The organism is Solitalea canadensis DSM 3403 (assembly GCF_000242635.2).
GTDB lineage: Bacteria > Bacteroidota > Bacteroidia > Sphingobacteriales > Sphingobacteriaceae > Solitalea > Solitalea canadensis.
In genome coordinates this window covers 2,038,714-2,055,280 of sequence record NC_017770.1, presented here as the reverse complement: position 1 = coordinate 2,055,280, position 16,567 = coordinate 2,038,714, and the positions used below count along the sequence as shown (strand labels likewise).

The 16,567-nt window shown below is 35.6% G+C and carries 15 protein-coding genes; 8 read left to right on the top strand and 7 right to left on the bottom strand.

What is annotated here, in order from left to right:
- Window positions 1–26: 26 nt before the first annotated feature.
- From SOLCA_RS08330 to SOLCA_RS08315, 4 genes are all read right to left on the bottom strand, one after another.
- Complete coding sequence (locus SOLCA_RS08330) at window positions 27–515, bottom strand: thermonuclease family protein (protein ID WP_014680002.1); 489 nt, start codon at window positions 513–515, stop codon at window positions 27–29.
- 84 nt (window positions 516–599) lie between these two features.
- A complete protein-coding gene (locus tag SOLCA_RS08325; RefSeq protein WP_042479551.1) occupies window positions 600–1,907 on the bottom strand; it encodes a TolC family protein in 1,308 nt (435 codons plus the stop codon).
- An 80-nt stretch (window positions 1,908–1,987) separates the two neighbouring features.
- Window positions 1,988–3,574, bottom strand: coding sequence for a DHA2 family efflux MFS transporter permease subunit (locus SOLCA_RS08320; protein WP_014680000.1), 1,587 nt, complete (start codon window positions 3,572–3,574; stop codon window positions 1,988–1,990).
- Window position 3,575: 1 nt separating this feature from the next.
- On the bottom strand, window positions 3,576–4,625 hold the full coding sequence (locus SOLCA_RS08315) for an HlyD family secretion protein (protein WP_014679999.1): 1,050 nt from the start codon (window positions 4,623–4,625) through the stop codon (window positions 3,576–3,578).
- A 155-nt stretch (window positions 4,626–4,780) separates the two neighbouring features.
- On the opposite strand from SOLCA_RS08315, the gene SOLCA_RS08310 reads away from it, so the two are divergent.
- Window positions 4,781–5,284 carry a MarR family winged helix-turn-helix transcriptional regulator gene (locus tag SOLCA_RS08310; protein ID WP_014679998.1) on the top strand — a complete coding sequence of 168 codons (504 nt, stop codon included), beginning with the start codon at window positions 4,781–4,783 and terminating at the stop codon, window positions 5,282–5,284.
- 82 nt (window positions 5,285–5,366) lie between these two features.
- Here SOLCA_RS08310 and SOLCA_RS08305 read toward each other — a convergent pair whose 3' ends face one another.
- Window positions 5,367–6,902 (bottom strand): MAC/perforin domain-containing protein, encoded by a 1,536-nt coding sequence (locus tag SOLCA_RS08305; RefSeq protein ID WP_014679997.1) that lies wholly within the window; start codon window positions 6,900–6,902, stop codon window positions 5,367–5,369.
- A gap of 248 nt (window positions 6,903–7,150) precedes the next feature.
- On the opposite strand from SOLCA_RS08305, the gene SOLCA_RS08300 reads away from it, so the two are divergent.
- Together SOLCA_RS08300 and SOLCA_RS08295 are read left to right on the top strand one after the other, a co-directional pair.
- A complete protein-coding gene (locus SOLCA_RS08300; protein WP_014679996.1) occupies window positions 7,151–8,533 on the top strand; it encodes an exonuclease domain-containing protein in 1,383 nt (460 codons plus the stop codon).
- Between the two features lie 89 nt (window positions 8,534–8,622).
- A complete protein-coding gene (locus SOLCA_RS08295; RefSeq protein WP_014679995.1) occupies window positions 8,623–9,561 on the top strand; it encodes a formyltransferase family protein in 939 nt (312 codons plus the stop codon).
- Between the two features lies 1 nt (window position 9,562).
- Here SOLCA_RS08295 and SOLCA_RS08290 read toward each other — a convergent pair whose 3' ends face one another.
- Entirely contained in the window at window positions 9,563–10,378 is an 816-nt protein-coding gene (locus tag SOLCA_RS08290) for an AraC family transcriptional regulator (protein ID WP_014679994.1), read from the bottom strand.
- A 135-nt stretch (window positions 10,379–10,513) separates the two neighbouring features.
- On the opposite strand from SOLCA_RS08290, the gene SOLCA_RS08285 reads away from it, so the two are divergent.
- From SOLCA_RS08285 to SOLCA_RS08265, 5 genes are all read left to right on the top strand, one after another.
- Window positions 10,514–11,878, top strand: coding sequence for a TolC family protein (locus tag SOLCA_RS08285; RefSeq protein ID WP_014679993.1), 1,365 nt, complete (start codon window positions 10,514–10,516; stop codon window positions 11,876–11,878).
- Window positions 11,879–11,915: 37 nt separating this feature from the next.
- A complete protein-coding gene (locus SOLCA_RS08280; protein WP_014679992.1) occupies window positions 11,916–12,974 on the top strand; it encodes an HlyD family secretion protein in 1,059 nt (352 codons plus the stop codon).
- Between the two features lie 3 nt (window positions 12,975–12,977).
- Window positions 12,978–14,570 (top strand): efflux MFS transporter permease, encoded by a 1,593-nt coding sequence (locus SOLCA_RS08275; protein WP_014679991.1) that lies wholly within the window; start codon window positions 12,978–12,980, stop codon window positions 14,568–14,570.
- A gap of 145 nt (window positions 14,571–14,715) precedes the next feature.
- Window positions 14,716–15,129: an EamA family transporter gene (locus SOLCA_RS08270; protein WP_014679990.1), complete on the top strand. Its 414-nt coding sequence runs from the start codon at window positions 14,716–14,718 to the stop codon at window positions 15,127–15,129.
- Window positions 15,130–15,247: 118 nt separating this feature from the next.
- On the top strand, window positions 15,248–15,421 hold the full coding sequence (locus tag SOLCA_RS08265) for a hypothetical protein (protein WP_014679989.1): 174 nt from the start codon (window positions 15,248–15,250) through the stop codon (window positions 15,419–15,421).
- Window positions 15,422–15,425: 4 nt separating this feature from the next.
- Here SOLCA_RS08265 and dinB read toward each other — a convergent pair whose 3' ends face one another.
- Window positions 15,426–16,526 carry a DNA polymerase IV gene (dinB, locus tag SOLCA_RS08260; protein ID WP_014679988.1) on the bottom strand — a complete coding sequence of 367 codons (1,101 nt, stop codon included), beginning with the start codon at window positions 16,524–16,526 and terminating at the stop codon, window positions 15,426–15,428.
- Window positions 16,527–16,567: the final 41 nt, after the last annotated feature.

Genomic DNA, 16,567 nt, shown 5'->3' with positions numbered 1-16,567 from the left:
CTATGGACTATTGACTATGGACTTTTTTACTCAAACTTCCAAAGTCCTAAATTTTTCTTCCGTGCTTCTCTTTCCAGTTGTACGAAATGTTTCGAATATTTAACATTTGGTTGAAAGGTAACGGCTCTTGCATAGCCTAATTTAATCATTGCTTCATTGATGAATAATCCATTTGATAAATAGGCATAGGCTAATGTACGGCCATATTGATCTCTTCGGCCTACATCATAAACCAATTTTACTTTTTTATCTTTCAGCAGGTTCACCAGGTATGCTTTTGCTTCTTTTCCGTAAGGGCCAATGTCCTTTCGTTGCGACTTATGGATTTCAGGTGCGTCAATACCAATTAGTCTGACCTTTTCTGTTTGGTTTTTATCATTCAACACATAAAAAGTATCACCGTCTATAACTTTCGTTACTGCATAATACAAATTTTTGCTTTCGTCCTTTTTAGGTGAACAAATAACAACACCACTTATCAGGAAAAGAAAAATAGAAGTAATGGTTTTTAGCATAAATTGTTGGTTTTTGAATAAAAAAACGGCACTCTAGGGTCTTAGAGCACCGTCACGAAAATACAACCTATTATATGATTTGTTTTAATTATTATTCCAAAACTGGACACCCATAAGGCGCTTTAATTCTAACTGTGTGGTAGCCAGTTGATATTCAAACTGGATTTGTTCAACTTTTGCTTTTAATAAATTACTTTGTGCATCCAACAGTTCGATATTGGTAATAACACCGTTTTTAAAACGTGAGTTTGCAAGATCTAATGCTTTTTGAGCTTGTTCAACCTGCGTTGCTGAAAAAACAACTTTTTCTTTTGCTGTACCCTCGTCTGCAATGTTTTGCTGAATATCTTTTTTAAGGTTGATACTTACAGCGTCTAAGTTGTATTGGGTCGCTTTATAGTTAACCTTTGAAATGTTATGTTGATTATCATTACGCCCACCGGTATAAATTGGAATCGACAAACCAGCACCAACATTATAGTTAAACTTCATGTCATACAGATCTCCGGGGAAATATCCGTTTTTGTAACCTACCCCTCCCATGAAATTTAATGAAGGCGCCCATGTTTTCTCCGTTATCTTCAGCTCACTTGCCGCCACTTCTTGCTTAGATCTTGCGGATGCAAGTTCAGTATTTGTTGTTTGAGCAATTGAAAATATGGAATCTGCACTATGTTGTCTCAATTCATAATCAAAACTTTTAAAGCTAATTGATGATGAGTTGAATGACGTGCCTGATAACGTGTTTAACAAGATTATATTCTTTTGGAGCGTGTTTTGGAGTTCAGTTTTGCGATTAATCGCATCGTTAAGCTTTACCTGCGTAGAAACCAAGTCGAACTCAATACCAACCCCATTACGGATACGGCTGTCAATGATCTTTTTGGTTCCGCTCAATACCTCAATTTGTGCATCAATAGCATCAATACTTTTATTGATAAAAATGATGTTATTGTAAACGTTAGCTATCTGATAGGCAAAATTGAATGAATTACTTCTGTAATTATCTTCCGAAAGTTTCTTTTCATTTTTACTTTTTTGAACCTCAGCACCGGTTTTACCAAAATCATAGATCAGTTGGTTAACTTTTACACCAGCATCCCATTGATCCAATGGATAAAATGACATTCTTCCTCCTCCAAATTCGGCATAAGAATCAGGATAAACATGACGATACATGGCATCGCCTGTAACGGTTGGTAAGTATTTACTTTTTGTGATGTCCGTTTTATAATCGTTTACTTCTAACTGAACTTTCTGTTCTTTTAGTTTTGGATAATAATCCAGCGCCTTTACCACAATAGCGTTTAAAGTGGCCGGTTCATTGCTTTGGGCCATTGCAGGAGTAATCGCAAGCAATGAAAGTATACCAAATAAATAATTTTTCTTCATTTTTACTCTATTCTGTTGAGTTCTCAATCATTACGTTTTAATTTATTTAAAAAACGTCAATAATTAAACGGATGCTAATATTAGTGTGCAGCTTCAGACGCGGCTTTTGCAGCGTCAGCAGCTTCTTCTTTTGAAAGTGTTTTACGTTTAACCAAACCTATTAGCGGAAGACAGATAACGAAAAATATACCCACTAATCTGAATGCATCCTGATAACTTAATAATGCAGCTTGTTGATTTACAATATTATCGATCATGTGCAAAGCTTGATTTTTAGCACTGATCAGATCGGCACCCTTACTCATGAAAAAGTTAGTTAGCTGATTTAATCGTTCAGTGGCTATAAATCCACTATCTACATTGGTAACCAAATCTGCACGGTGAGTTGCCACACGGTTAGTGATATAGGTGTTGGTAATTGCAATACCAAAAGCACCACCTAACTGACGCATCATATTATTAATGGCGATACCTTGTGGAATATCTTTTGGTGCTAATCCCATTACTGCCTGATTGGTTAATGGCACTGTAAGCATTGCCGCTCCAATACCACGAATAATTAACGGGTGAAAGAAATCCCAGCTACTTGCATCAGCATTAAAGCTAGCCATCCAAAAACAGAACATAATGTAGCAGACAAATCCAACTCCGACGAATAATTGGGGCGATACACCCTTTACCATCATCTTACCTACAATAGGAAGAATGAAAAAGGCGCTTAAAGTACCAGGAATTAACGATACCCCTGTCATTGTTGGAGTATAACCCATTAGTCGCTGTACCATTACCGGATAAATGAACACCGCAGCGAAAAGTCCGTAACCGAAAATAAATGTGAGTATGGTGGTAAAAGCCAAGGTTTTGTTTCCCATTACTTTTAAGTTTACCACGGGGTCTTTATGCCGGAGTTCCCAAATTACAAATCCGACTAAACCTACAATGGCAGCTACGGATAAGATGGCAATGTATTGTGTATGGAACCAGTCTTCTGATTCACCTTTTTCTAGAACAACCTGTAAACAACCAATACCAACAGCCAGCAACACAATTCCTAATACATCAATCGGAATGCTTTTGCGGTCGATATTGTACTCTTCAGGTTTTTTATCTACGAATAAGTAAACCAAAATACCGGCAACAATCCCCACCGGAACGTTAATATCAAAAATTAATGGCCATGAGAAGTTATCAATGATCACACCTCCTAATGTTGGACCGAATGCCGGACCCACAATTACACCCATACCAAACAAAGCTGAAGCAAACGGGCGTTCGTTTGTTGGAAATGAGTCGAATAATAAAGCTTGTGAAGTTGACAGTAATGCTCCTCCTCCAACTCCCTGAATGAATCGGAAAATAACCAACTCAACCAGGCCCGTTGACTGACCACAGGCATAGGATGCCAGTGTAAATAGTATGATGGAACCCAGGTAATAATTCTTGCGGCCAAAATAACGGGCTAAAAAGCCTGTCATTGGAATAATAATTACGTTAGCAATGGCGTAAGATGTTACTACCCATGCGATATCTTCAATGGATGCGCCTAAGCTTCCGCTCATTTGCGAAAGAGCCACATTCACAATGGAAGTATCGATCAGCTCCATGATCGCTGCAGTAATTACAGTTATTACAACGATCCATTTTTTAAAGCCTGTTGGAGTCGCCATATTAGTTAACCTCTACAGAAACATCCAGACTTAAACCTGATTTTAAATATTCGCGATATTTTTCCGGCTCATTTAACTGAATTTTTACAGGTACACGCTGCGTTACTTTTACAAAGTTACCCGTTGCGTTATCAGGTGGTAAAAGTGAGAATTTAGCCCCTGTAGCTTCAGAGATGGAAACTACTTTACCTAAAATATTTAAATCAGGATAACTGTCGATAGTAATCTTGGCAGTTTGCCCAACTTTCATTTTTTCGATTTGAGTTTCCTTGAAGTTGGCAACAACCCAAAACTCATTACCATCAATAATAGTCATCAATGGTTGTCCGGGTTGGATGTACTGACCTTTTTCAATGTTTTTCTTACCTATTTTGCCTGATGCAGTAGCGAGGATTGCAGTGTAAGAAAGCTCTAGTTTTTGCTCATCGATCTTAGCTTTTTTGTAATCCACGTTTGCCTGCGCTTTTGCAACTGCAGCCTGCATCATTGGAATTTTTGATGCTGAGATCTCTACATCTTCGCGTGAAGCGACTAACTGCTTTTGAGTTACATCTAAATTAGTTTTAGAATCTTCTACTTGTTTAGATGTTATCGCCTGATCTTTGAACAAGTTTTGATCACGATTATAATCGTTACTTGCTTTAGTTGCTCTGATTTGATTTAAGCTCAAATTAGTTTTGCTCAGGTTGGCTGTAAGCTCCGTATTCTTTAATGAGGCTTTTGCACTTTCTAAATCAGCTAAAGCAGTTTGATAATCAGCCTCTAACTGTTTTAATGTTACTTGTAGTTCGTCATCATCAATAGTTACAACCGTATCTCCTACTTTAACTTGTTGATAATCCTGAACATTTACGTTTCTTACATAACCAGCAACACGAGATAAAATTGGAGTCATATGGCCCTCAACCTGTGCATTATCTGTTGTTTCATGTGATAAGAAGAACGTAACTTTCTTGTATCCGTAAACGGCCAATCCAATAAGGACAACGGCCAAAATTACCCTTGTAATTATTTTTTTTGCAGGGTTTGGTGTAGAATTTTCGGTGCTCATATATCTAAATTGTCGGCACAAAGGTAAACCAAGTTGACTATATTGTCAACTTAATTGACTATTTTTGTAAAAAATTTACATATTTGTAGAAATTGTAAATCTTCATTATTGGTGATTAACATCAATAATCTCTTTACTATTAGTTAGTTAATTAAATGAAAGAAACCTTAAAACTCCAACTTGAAGACTTGAAAGAGATCAGACAGAAGAGCTTAAGTAGGATTGTACATAATCTTCGCATGCATCTGAGTGGTAGGCTGATAAGCAAGATGCATACGATGGGGTATCCATCGTGCTCATTCCAGCATACAGCCGTTTTTGCCAACATTGATCTTGAAGGAACCAATATAGTAACCCTTGCCGACCGTGCCAACATCTCCAAACAAGCAATGAGTAAACTGGTGAAAGACATAGAAGAAATGGGCTATGTAGAAATAGCAAAAGATCCCAGAGACTCCAGAGCTGTTTTGGTGATTCTGACTGATTTAGGGGCAGAACTAATCATTAATATTCAAACCAGTATTCGGGAACTTCGTGAAGAGGTTGAAAATGTAATTGGAAAAGGGAAAGTGGAAACTTTTCTGGAGATCGCAACCGAAATCAATAACTATTTCGAAAAAGGCCGGCCAGAACGTGGTGGTTTTAAGATTGTTGGATAATGTTTTAATATAAATTGATAAAGAAGTACTCGTCTCCTGTGTTTTGTTTAAACTCAGGAGACAAGTACTTATTAATTATTAACTATAATGGATATGCATAAAAAGGTGCATATTGTTTTGTTATAGACACTGCCGTTTTAGGATAAACGTTTTCCAGTGGTTGATTAGGATTAGCTGATAAAAAATAGTAATGCAAAATTACATTTTGAGCTGGAAACGGAAACCCTTTATAAGTCTCTTCATACTGATAAATAGGAATGGTACCTGGGGCTTGTTTGTTAAATGCGTAGAATGCAATATCTTCCCTTATCCAATCAGGATGATCATCAAGTGGTTTAAATACATGAAGTTTTTTAGTTGGATTATAATATTTATAAATTGGAACTAACCCTGCACTTTCAAGAGACTTAATGTTATGGTTAAATGCTTTAAATGCCACACCCATATTAGTAAAGTTTTCATACTGCGTATTGATAGGATAATACACATTAGATAAACCAAATGATGCTTGAATGTTTAGCTGTACAAAACCTGGGTTTATTCTATATCTATAAATGTCACTCACTTCGTTGACTGTATAAACCTGATTGTCAATCATATATTGTTCGGTATATGCTTTTAGTGCTGCTTTCTTGATTGGATCATCAATTAATTCATAAATAGGAATAAGTCCATCTTCAGGTATATCAACAAGTGTTGCATTCATAGTTGTTATTCCATTTTGCCATGTAGAAATATCAATTGTTGGTGTTGTGGAATTTAAAGATATGGTACTTAAAAGTGATAGTGAAGCATTCCCTCCGATTGTTCTATAATGCAATCTTTGATTATTGTTCGAATTTATTGAGGTTCTGTCAAAATCATAACTTGCTGTAAATTTAAATACTTTTTCAACACCTGCCGATATTGAATTTTTTGATTCTGTAATTCGATCGGTTTTTTGAGTCTCGCCCTGATAAATTACTTCAAGTTTTCCTCCTAACTTAATATCACAAAGTACATGTGTTCCGTATAGTCTAACTATTTCATTTGGACCGAAGTTTTGAACATCAGAAATGAATATTGGGGTTAAATAGTTTTTTAATATGCTGATTATCGGCATAAATTTCACTCTTTTTTTAATTGTGAATGAAGTATATGATGCGTACATAAACTTTGACGAAAACTTATTTGTTTCTGTATATGATGAACTTATTGTCCCGCCAAATAGATTCTTTTCGGTATCTGTATTTGTATTTGTGGTTGTTCCAGGAGAAGCTGATGTGCCTAAATCCAATTTAACAGATTTTGTTACTTTAGAAGACCAATCCTGTGCATTTTCACCGTAAATCCATTTGGGGTCACTAGTTTCTGCCCCTGATACATCAACTCTATTAGCTTCTTTTCTTAATCTTTGTACATCAATTATTGGATAAGTTGCAGAATTAGGATTTGCAAATTCCTTTGTTACATTATAACCATAACCTAACAGGTCCAAGTCACCGTCAGCAGCTGCTTGTATTTCACGATCGTTTGTTTTTTTTATTGGTTCAGTTGAATTCAAACTGTCCTTGGATTTTTGGCAGCCAACAGGTAATAATAAAATGGGAGCTAATAATACTATAAGAGTTTTTCTCATATTTAAAAAGATGTTATTGTAAGTATAATGTTTTAAGTATTAAACTTTCCGGATAGAAGAAAGTTACTTCTTAGGCGATCCAAAAGTATGAGTTTTAATCGTTTTTAATAGATTATTACACCTTATTAGGTTTTTATTGCAGTTAAGACGCTTACTCCCAGTTCATAAAAATTCTTTTGGCTAAAAATATTTGCTAGTTGACTAAAATAATTAGCTTTATTATATTTGCCAGAGCTTTAGCATTTGTTATGCAATCAGGAGAACTATTATACGCAATTGTTGATATTGAAACTACCGGAGGATATGCCAGTAATTATGGGATAACGGAGGTTGCTATTTTCATTCATAACGGTAAAGAAGTAATTGATAGTTATGAAACATTAATTAATCCGGGTTCGTCAATTCCCATTCATATCCAATCATTAACCGGTATCAGTAATGAAATGGTAAAAAATGCACCCTCTTTTAGTGAGGTTGCTGAAAATATTTATCAATTATTACATGACAAGGTCTTTGTTGCTCACAATGTAAATTTCGATTATTCGTTTCTGACGCACCAACTAACTACTTGTGGTTATCAACTGCAGGCTCCAAAACTCTGCACTGTTAGACTAGCTCGTAAGATTTTCCCGGGATTCTCTTCATACGGATTAGGAAAATTATGTAAACAGTTAGATATCACTATTGAGAATCGCCATCGTGCAGGTGGAGACGCCAATGCTACCACCATTCTTTTCTCAAAACTAATCGAAAATGACAATGGGAACTTCATTCTACAATCACTGAAAAAGGGTTCTAAGGAGGCCTCTCTCCCATCTAATTTACCTAAAGAACAAATCGACCAATTACCTTATACCGCTGGCGTTTATTATTTCTATGATAAAAAAGGAGCCATTATTTACATTGGTAAGGCTGTCAATTTAAGGAAGAGAGTATTAAGTCACTTTACGAATAATAAGGCAACACAACAGAAACAGGATTTTTTGCGAAATATCTATAGCATTTCTTTTACCGAATGTGGAACTGAATTATATGCATTTGTATTAGAGGCGCTTGAAATTAAAAAACATTGGCCAAAGTATAACCGTTCATTAAAGCAATTCGATCAGCTTTTTGGTTTGTACCTGTTCGATGCTCAAAATGGTTATAAACGTTTGGCGGTTAGTAAGAAGATAAAACACTTTAAGCCGTTAGTTACATTTAATAGTTTAAGTGATGGATATCGCTTTCTTTATCAGTTAATTGATGATTATGAGCTTTGTCCAAAGTTATGTTTCCTGCATAAAAATCATGAAAGCTGTTCAACAGACTGTAAAGGAGCTTGCAAAGGTGAAGAAACTGCCGACACGTATAATAGTCGCTTAGATTTGGCTCTTGAATCGATCAATAATTATTTACCCTCTTTTGCCATAATTGATGAAGGCAGAACCTCAATGGAGAAAAGTTGTTTGTTGATACACAGAGGTGAATTTTATGGCATGGGATTCATTGAAGAAGAAACCAATTGGAACAACCTTGACTTGTTAAAGCAATCATTAACTAATTATCCCTCTTATGATTATGTAAAAAATCTGATTTACCAATACACACTCACCAATCCCGGAAAGAGTATTTTCTTTAATGGTATTTAAATAATTCTTAACTTTCTATTATGCGGTAAGGTTTTTGTTTTTAATTGATTATGGTTCCAGAGGCTATAGTATAATTAAAAATATCTACAATGAAAGTGCTATTAATTACATCCGGATATAATCGTATTGCGAGAAGCTTGATCAGTAATAAAGAAATTGAGCTGGTCGGTGTTGCATTTACCAGACAAAGAAATAAAAAAACGCAGTTAAAAACGCGCATTGCAAATATAGTTTTCGATATTTCTTGTCGTATCTTCCGTATTCTTCGTTCCGGCAAAAGATTACCCGTTTTTTTTCTGTATAAAGACAATCAAAAAGCGTTAGTTGAATGGTCAAAAAAATTAAATACAGACCTAACAATTGTCTATTCAAGCCCTTTTATTTTTATAGATGAACTTGTTCATTCTTCTCCATTGGGTACTATAAATATCCATCCTTCTTTGTTACCGAAATATCGTGGACCTCAACCACTTTTGTGGCAGTATTTAGATTTTGATTTAAATGCAGGAGTAACCATCCACTATATAGCAAAAAAAGAAGATACAGGTGACATTATCATGCAAAGGGAATTTAAGATTGCAATCGGAACACCTTATATTCAAACAGTACATAATTCAGAAAATATTGGATATCAAATGATTATAGATGTTATGGAATCTATTGAAAAAGGTCAATATACAAGAATTAAGCAGCCTGAACATAGTTCAACTGAACGAGCCTATCGAATTGATAAAAAAACTATTTTTGAGCGCATTCAATGGGAAGAATGGTCTGTTGAACGCATCTACCATTTATTGAGCGGAATGTTTACCGCAGCGGAATTATCCAAATATGCTGCTGAATTGCCGTTAGATAAAGACCTGAAAATAAAAGGCTATAGCAACAATTCCCATTATCCTTTATCTGAAGTTGGTAAGGTAATTAAGCATGAAAAAGGTTTTAACATTGTTTGCAAAAATGGGTTAATTCAGATTGCTCAAAATGTTGTTAATATGTTTGTTATTGTTGAGGTGTTAAATAATATTTGAGCTAAGAATCTTTTTTTAAGACACCTCTCAGTTTAACATACTCCGACGGCCTTACTCCCACAATTTTAGAAAAGGTATTGCTAAATGTAGGTAAGCTGTTATAACCAACCGCATAGGCTGTTTCATTTACGGTTTTTTTCTCATCAAGTAATAATTGTAATGATTTCATCATGCGTTGCACAGTTAAAAACTGTATAAAAGACATTTTTACTTCTTGCTGAAAGGTGCGGGATAGCGTTCGTTCACTAAATCCAAATCTCTTTGCGATATCCGGAAAGGATAACTGATCTTGAAGATGTTGGTTCATATACCTGGCGACTTTTAACAAACGTTCCGATTTGGGATAAGGCAGTCCTAATGGTAAACTATGAATACTAATACTAGGCAATATTTTTTTGAGAGCAACAATAAATGAATAGGCGGTTTCATTTTCTCTTGATATCTGTCCTTTCCAACGAGTTGTGAAAAATAGCATTTCCAACAATAATTCATTTACCGGATATATGGCAATTTTGCTATAAAATACCTCTTCGCACGGTTCTACGGGAAAGTATAAATTCCTCATCATCACATCCAACGAATTAAAAATAATGCTGTGAGGCCTTCCTGCAGGTATCCACATATAATGTCGGGCCGGCAAAAAATAAGATTCATCCTCCGTAATTACGTGTACAATCCCTCCTTCAGCAAATAAAAACTGTGCTTTCGTATGCTGGTGCATGGCAATATGGTTCTCTCCTGTATAATCATGATTACAGTAAATATTGCCTTCAATTTTATCTACTTCTGTTAAATAATCAGGTTGAGGAATTGGCATGGCCGAAATGAATAAATCTTTGTCTTTGGTGAATAATTATGCCGAAGTCAAAGTTAGGAAATTTGCAATTAATAAAAACAGCAGATAAGTAGCTTAGAAATAGCCAGTCGTCTACTGCATCTGCACCATAATAATATGATCCTTAATACTTTCATTGCAAACAAATTTAAATGCACTGCATATTGCATTGCCGTTTTTTTGATTTTTTTATTTCCCGTAAATAACCTTTATGCACAGGAATTGAATCATGCTACCAAGCTCACATTGCAGGATGCTATTGAACTTGCCCGACACAAAAACAAAGAAATAAAACAAGCTAAAGTAAAAAATGAAATAAGTGCTGATAATATTCAATTAATAAAGCAATTAAGACTACCTGATGTTGAGTTGCATACTTCATATGCAAGGGTAACCAATTTAAATCAGTATGAAAATGGACTTTTTTCGGCTCCTGAAATGTTTAAAAATATCCCCGACATGTATGATGTTACCATGAATGCAAAGATGCCTTTGTATATGGGTAATAAGATCAATAATGAAATTGAAAAAAGTGCACAAGAACAACAAATCACAGAATTGAAGTCCAGGAAAATAGCAAACGACATTCAAATAAATGTAATTAACATGTATTTAGGTACTTATAAACTGATGTTGTTTTCGGATGTATTGAAAGAACAAATAAAAGAAGAAGTTGACCGGTTGGCAGAGGTAAAAGCATTAAAAAGGAATGGTGCGTTAACTAAAAATGACCTTTTAAGAGCGGAGCTACAGTTATCAAATATGAAACTAGCACTGATAAATAATGAGGCTAATACTTCTATTGCTCTTCATCAATTGAAAACACTATTAGAAATACCTGAAAATGAGGATTTAAAAATTGATACTTCAAGTGTTAGTAATGTTTTATTACCTAATAATGAATACGATGCTTATGTAAGTGCTGCACTACATAAGGAGGAGTTACAAATTGCAGAAAAGGAAGCCGGAATTGCACAAACTGATCGTAAAATAACGCAAGGCAATTATTATCCTAAAGTAGCTTTATTTGGCACGTACGGTTATAATTATCCAAACTATAAGTTTTTCCCTCCTACTCCTTACTTGTATACCTTGGGTTTAGCCGGTATTGATGTTTCATTTAGTCTTTCCGAATTATTTAAGAATAAGAAGAAAATGAGTGTAGCCAATAAAAAAATTGAGCAGCAGCTGCTTGAAGCAGAAATTGTTAAGAATAACATTATCGATAAGGTTTACAAAGAATACAAACAATACACAGCAAGTAAAGAGAAACTAACAGTAACAGAACAAAGTGTAATGCAGGCAAATGAAAATTACCGGATTGTAAGGATGAAATATTTAAATCAGCTGGCCTTAATCACCGACATGATTGATGCCGATAATTCACTATTAGAAGCAAAATTCACGGATGTATCAGCAAAGGTTGATGCTCAGTTAAAATATTACCAATTGCAACACGCAGCCGGAATACTTAATAATTAGGAAATCCCCTCCAAACAAACGATACTTAACTAATAAAATGCAAATAACAAACAAACATCATCAACCTAAAAAAGAAACCTTAACACACAAAGTGGTGACTTACGTTGCTACTATGTTGTTTTTGTCAGCGATGGGGCTGGGAATATGGTTTTTTATATTTTATTCTAATCACGAGGAAACTAATGATGCTCAGGTAGAGCAATATGTAACTCCTATTCAAAGTCGTATTACTGGTTTTGTTCAGGAAGTGAAGTATAAAGAAAATCAGTTTGTTCACAAAGGTGACACCTTAATCATCATTGATAATAGCGAATATAAAGAGCGTTTGGCTATGGCAAATGCTGAACTGGAAAATGCGCTTGAAACTGAAAAAGTAATGCATAAAAGCGTTGCCACAAGTCAGAGTTCTGTTGCCGTAAGAAAAGCGCAGCTCGATGGTGCCAAAACGCAGGTTTGGAAGGCTGAGCAGGATTATAAACGATACGAGAATTTATTGAAAGAAGAAGCCGTAACCGTGCAGCAATTTGAGCAAATGAAAGCTAATTATGAAGTAGCCAGGGCACATTATGACGAGGTTTTACATGCCATTCAATCGACCGAATTGACCACGGCAGAAGTTTCATCCAAAGTACCAACCGCAGCCGCTACGATTAAGGCGAAACAAGCAGCAGTTGATAATGCTTCACTATTTCTTTCTTATACGATTATTACCGCACCTGATGACGGTTGGGTTGGTAAGCGTACTATTCAACCCGGGCAAATGATAAAAGAGGGACAAACATTGCTATCTGTAGTAAGCAAAGAAAAATGGATTACTGCCAATTTCAAGGAAACCCAGCTGGCAAATCTTTCAATTGGACAGCAGGTTGAAATTAAAGCAGATGCTACGGCAGGTGCAATTTTTAAAGGAAAGATCGAATCTTTGTCGCCCGCAAGTGGAGCACGGTTTTCCTTATTGCCACCGGATAATGCCACCGGCAATTTTGTGAAGATTGAACAGCGTATTCCGGTAAAAATCAATCTTGTAGATACGGAGAATAAAACCGCTTTCTTAAGAGCCGGAATGAATGTGATTGTGGTGGCCAGGAACAAATAGTGTATGCAAAGAAATAGTGTTTTTAAGGCTTGGGTTCCTGATTGGGTGGTAAAGGCAACGCTTATTTTCTGTCTCACTCCTTCTATGATGTTGCTTGGTTTGTACAATTCTAATGTAACGTATGCCGCCAGTTACCTGGATGTGCAGCTGGAAGACATGCAATTTGCCATGAATATTACTTATGGCGTTTTAATGGCTACAATCATTATTGAGAATCGTTTATTCAGGTATTTTTCAACCAGAAATTACCTTATCGGTATTTACATTTCGATTGCCATTGTTTTATGTTTATCGGCATATACCCATAATTTCTTTCAATTTATCTTATTGAGGATAGCTGATGGCATTTTAATGGCTTTACCAGGAATTCCATTACGTTCTTTACTATTGTCGAGGTTTAAATCGAAAGACGCCATTATCATAGTATACTCATTTTTTTATGGTTTACTACTGATCTCTTCTACCCTTACCATGAATATCATTGTATGGATGCTCGACAACTTCAGTTGGGCCTACATGGCCTATACTGCCGCTTTATGTCAGTTGTTAGCGCTGGGCCTTATTCTGCTGACATTTAACGATGAACGCCACGTACGTAAATTTCCACTTTATCAGATCGATTGGTCGAGTTACATATTACTGTTAACCATTACCATATCCGGAACCTATTTTTTTGTTTATGGCGAAAAGAAATACTGGTTTCAATCAACAGAAATAGTAATTGCCGGAATAGTAACATTAATAGGTTCGGCCTTATTCATTTTAAAACAGTTGAATATGAAACGTCCAGTCTTTGATTTAAATGTATTCAAAGTGGCGGATCTAAGAATTGGTTTGGGTGTTTTCCTGATTTTTTACCTGTCGAGATCAACTTTAAATATCTGTCATTCAACCATGAATCGCATTTGGAACTGGGAACAGATTCATGTGGTGCACGTTCAATACATTAATGTTGCGGGTATAATTACCGGATTAGTTATTTCAGGAATAGCATTGGCACGAAAACTACCGTTGCGATTTAACCTGATGTTTGGATTTGCATTATTAGCAGTATATCACTTGTGGTTTACATTTCTGTTCGTTCCTGATGTTTCGCTCCAGCAGATTGCCATACCTTACTTTCTGCAAGGAATGGGTGTAGGTAGTATCTTTATTCCATTAGTGCTTTTTACACTTTCAGCAGTTCCTGATGCACAGATTGTTTCAGGCGGATTGATCGCTGTTTTAGGTCGTTTTGGAGGGACGGTACTTGGATTTTCTTTTTTACAGAATGCACAGGTGATCTTACAGCGAAAGCATTATTTAAAAATGCAGCAATTTGTTTCACCAGAAAGCATGAATACACAAGATCGATTAACGCAACTTACGCAAAGCTTTCAATTAAAAGGATACTCAGTAGATCAATCGTATCAATTGGCAATAAAACAGCTTGATACCGCTATTGCGAAACAAAGTTTTTTGTTAACAAACATGGAAATATATACGTTCGTAGGTATTGCATTAATCGCGGTAGTTATATTGCTTATGTTTAACCAACATTTAAAAGAATCAATGAATTTGTTTAAAAAACGGTGGTGGGGATTTGTATTGAGGTAGAATAGAAGGTTAACAATTGAGGCAAATACGGAAACGAAGGGTTGTAATGTATCTTCTCTGGAACGATTTAAAAAATATCTCGGGATAATATGCATACAGACAACCCTTTCCACTATCTTGGTATTAAACATCAAACTAATACATCATGTGGTGGGTATATGCTTTATTATCTGCATTTTTTGCGGCTTTAACGGCCATCTTTGCTAAGATAGGTATTAAAAATATCGATAGCGATTTGGCTACGGCTATAAGAACAGTAGTAATCTTATTTTTAGCCTGGGGAATTGCACTTTTTAAAGGTGCCACTAGCTCTCTACTAGATTTAAATAAACAAAATTGGCTTTTCTTATTGTTATCAGGAGCAGCTACCGGTTTATCATGGATCTTTTATTTTAAGGCCTTGCAAATAGGAAAAGTTTCACAAGTGGCTCCTATCGATAAAGCCAGTCTGGTTATTACTATTTTATTAGCGGTCTTATTTCTTGGAGAAAGTCTAACGCCTAAAATTATTATTGGCGCTTCATTGATCATTATTGGAACCTTTGTTCTTATTGCCTAGACTTTCATTGGGGTATAAATTTCTCAGTTTGTTATTTCAACCAGTTTAAAAACCATTTAAAGAGCTGTTTTTAAGGCATGGTTTTTTCAATACTAGTTGTGAACTAATCCCATGAAATATGAAAAGGCATAACCTATTATCATTAACATTTTTATTTAGTTTGGTTATAAGTCTGAGCAGCTGTTCTGTTATTGAAGGAATTTTTAAAGCAGGCGTTTGGTCGGGAGTATTATTGGTGGTGGTTGTAATTGCTGTTATTATTTTCATCATTATGAAAGTAATGGGAAAATAAACGTTTAATCATCGTATTGAAATAACTCAAGTTGAGAGGTGTTTTTATGCGTAAAAATCTCATTAAAGTTAGAAAGTGTAATCCCTAAAAGCCTGATTTTTTTATCTTCTGGTGATGTTTTAAGTAATAACTCCTTTGCCGTTTGGGCAATTGTTTGCAAATCGTTTATTTCATGCAGAAATGACTGATTTCGGGTGATTTGCTTAAAATCGCTGTATTTGATTTTTAATGTTAACGTTCTCCCTTTCAGTTGGTACCGTTGTAATCGGTCTGCTACAGTTTTAGCGATCTTATCTAATTCGACATTCATCTCTTCCAGATCTGTTAAATCATAAGGAAAAGTATCTTCTGCACCGACAGATTTTGTCACACGATTGGGTTGCACTTCCCTATCATCAATTCCTCTCACAATTTTATAGTAAAACTTACCTGGTTTACCAAAATGTAACAGGAGTTGCTCTTCTGTAAGCTTTTTAAGATCAGCTCCGGTAAACAAATTCATCCGTTTCATTTTTTCCGCGGTAACTCTTCCAATGCCATGAAATTTCTCCACTGCAAGTGATTCCATAAAAGATTCGATCTTGGAAGGCCCGATAAATGTTAAGCCATCGGGTTTGTTTATATCAGAAGCAATTTTAGCAACAAACTTATTGACCGAAACACCGGCTGAAGCGGTCAGATTTAGTTCATCTTTTATCGCCTTTTTAATTTGCATGGCAATTTCAATGGCCGAACCAATTTCTAATTTATCATGGGTAACATCCAGGTAGGCCTCATCTAATGATAAAGGTTCAATCAGATCTGTATAGCGATGAAATATTTCACGAATCTTTTGGGAGACTTCTTTGTAGGCGGCAAATCTTGGACGAACAAATATAGCATGTGGACATAGTTGTTGCGCTTTTTTCGAGGGCATAGCTGAGCGGACTCCAAACCTACGGGCTTCATAACTTGCCGTTGCAACAACCCCACCCCTTCCTTGTGGTAAACCGCCAACAATAATTGGTTTACCTTTATAATCAGGATTGTCTCTTTGCTCGACGGATGCGTAAAACGCATCCATATCGATATGAATGATCTTTCGTTGAAGTTTGTTTTCACTCATACTACAAAGTTAATTGCTATAGACAAAAGTAGTTAGTAGTT

Bases quoted from the DNA above. Each gene is read 5' to 3' on its own strand.
- SOLCA_RS08330 (WP_014680002.1), bottom strand. From the start codon at position 515: ATGCTAAAAACCATTACTTCTATTTTTCTTTTCCTGATAAGTGGTGTT.
- SOLCA_RS08325 (WP_042479551.1), bottom strand. From the start codon at position 1,907: ATGAAGAAAAATTATTTATTTGGTATACTTTCATTGCTTGCGATTACT.
- SOLCA_RS08320 (WP_014680000.1), bottom strand. From the start codon at position 3,574: ATGGCGACTCCAACAGGCTTTAAAAAATGGATCGTTGTAATAACTGTA.
- SOLCA_RS08315 (WP_014679999.1), bottom strand. From the start codon at position 4,625: ATGAGCACCGAAAATTCTACACCAAACCCTGCAAAAAAAATAATTACA.
- SOLCA_RS08310 (WP_014679998.1), top strand. From the start codon at position 4,781: ATGAAAGAAACCTTAAAACTCCAACTTGAAGACTTGAAAGAGATCAGA.
- SOLCA_RS08305 (WP_014679997.1), bottom strand. From the start codon at position 6,902: ATGAGAAAAACTCTTATAGTATTATTAGCTCCCATTTTATTATTACCT.
- SOLCA_RS08300 (WP_014679996.1), top strand. From the start codon at position 7,151: ATGCAATCAGGAGAACTATTATACGCAATTGTTGATATTGAAACTACC.
- SOLCA_RS08295 (WP_014679995.1), top strand. From the start codon at position 8,623: ATGAAAGTGCTATTAATTACATCCGGATATAATCGTATTGCGAGAAGC.
- SOLCA_RS08290 (WP_014679994.1), bottom strand. From the start codon at position 10,378: ATGCCAATTCCTCAACCTGATTATTTAACAGAAGTAGATAAAATTGAA.
- SOLCA_RS08285 (WP_014679993.1), top strand. From the start codon at position 10,514: ATGATCCTTAATACTTTCATTGCAAACAAATTTAAATGCACTGCATAT.
- SOLCA_RS08280 (WP_014679992.1), top strand. From the start codon at position 11,916: ATGCAAATAACAAACAAACATCATCAACCTAAAAAAGAAACCTTAACA.
- SOLCA_RS08275 (WP_014679991.1), top strand. From the start codon at position 12,978: ATGCAAAGAAATAGTGTTTTTAAGGCTTGGGTTCCTGATTGGGTGGTA.
- SOLCA_RS08270 (WP_014679990.1), top strand. From the start codon at position 14,716: ATGTGGTGGGTATATGCTTTATTATCTGCATTTTTTGCGGCTTTAACG.
- SOLCA_RS08265 (WP_014679989.1), top strand. From the start codon at position 15,248: ATGAAAAGGCATAACCTATTATCATTAACATTTTTATTTAGTTTGGTT.
- dinB (WP_014679988.1), bottom strand. From the start codon at position 16,526: ATGAGTGAAAACAAACTTCAACGAAAGATCATTCATATCGATATGGAT.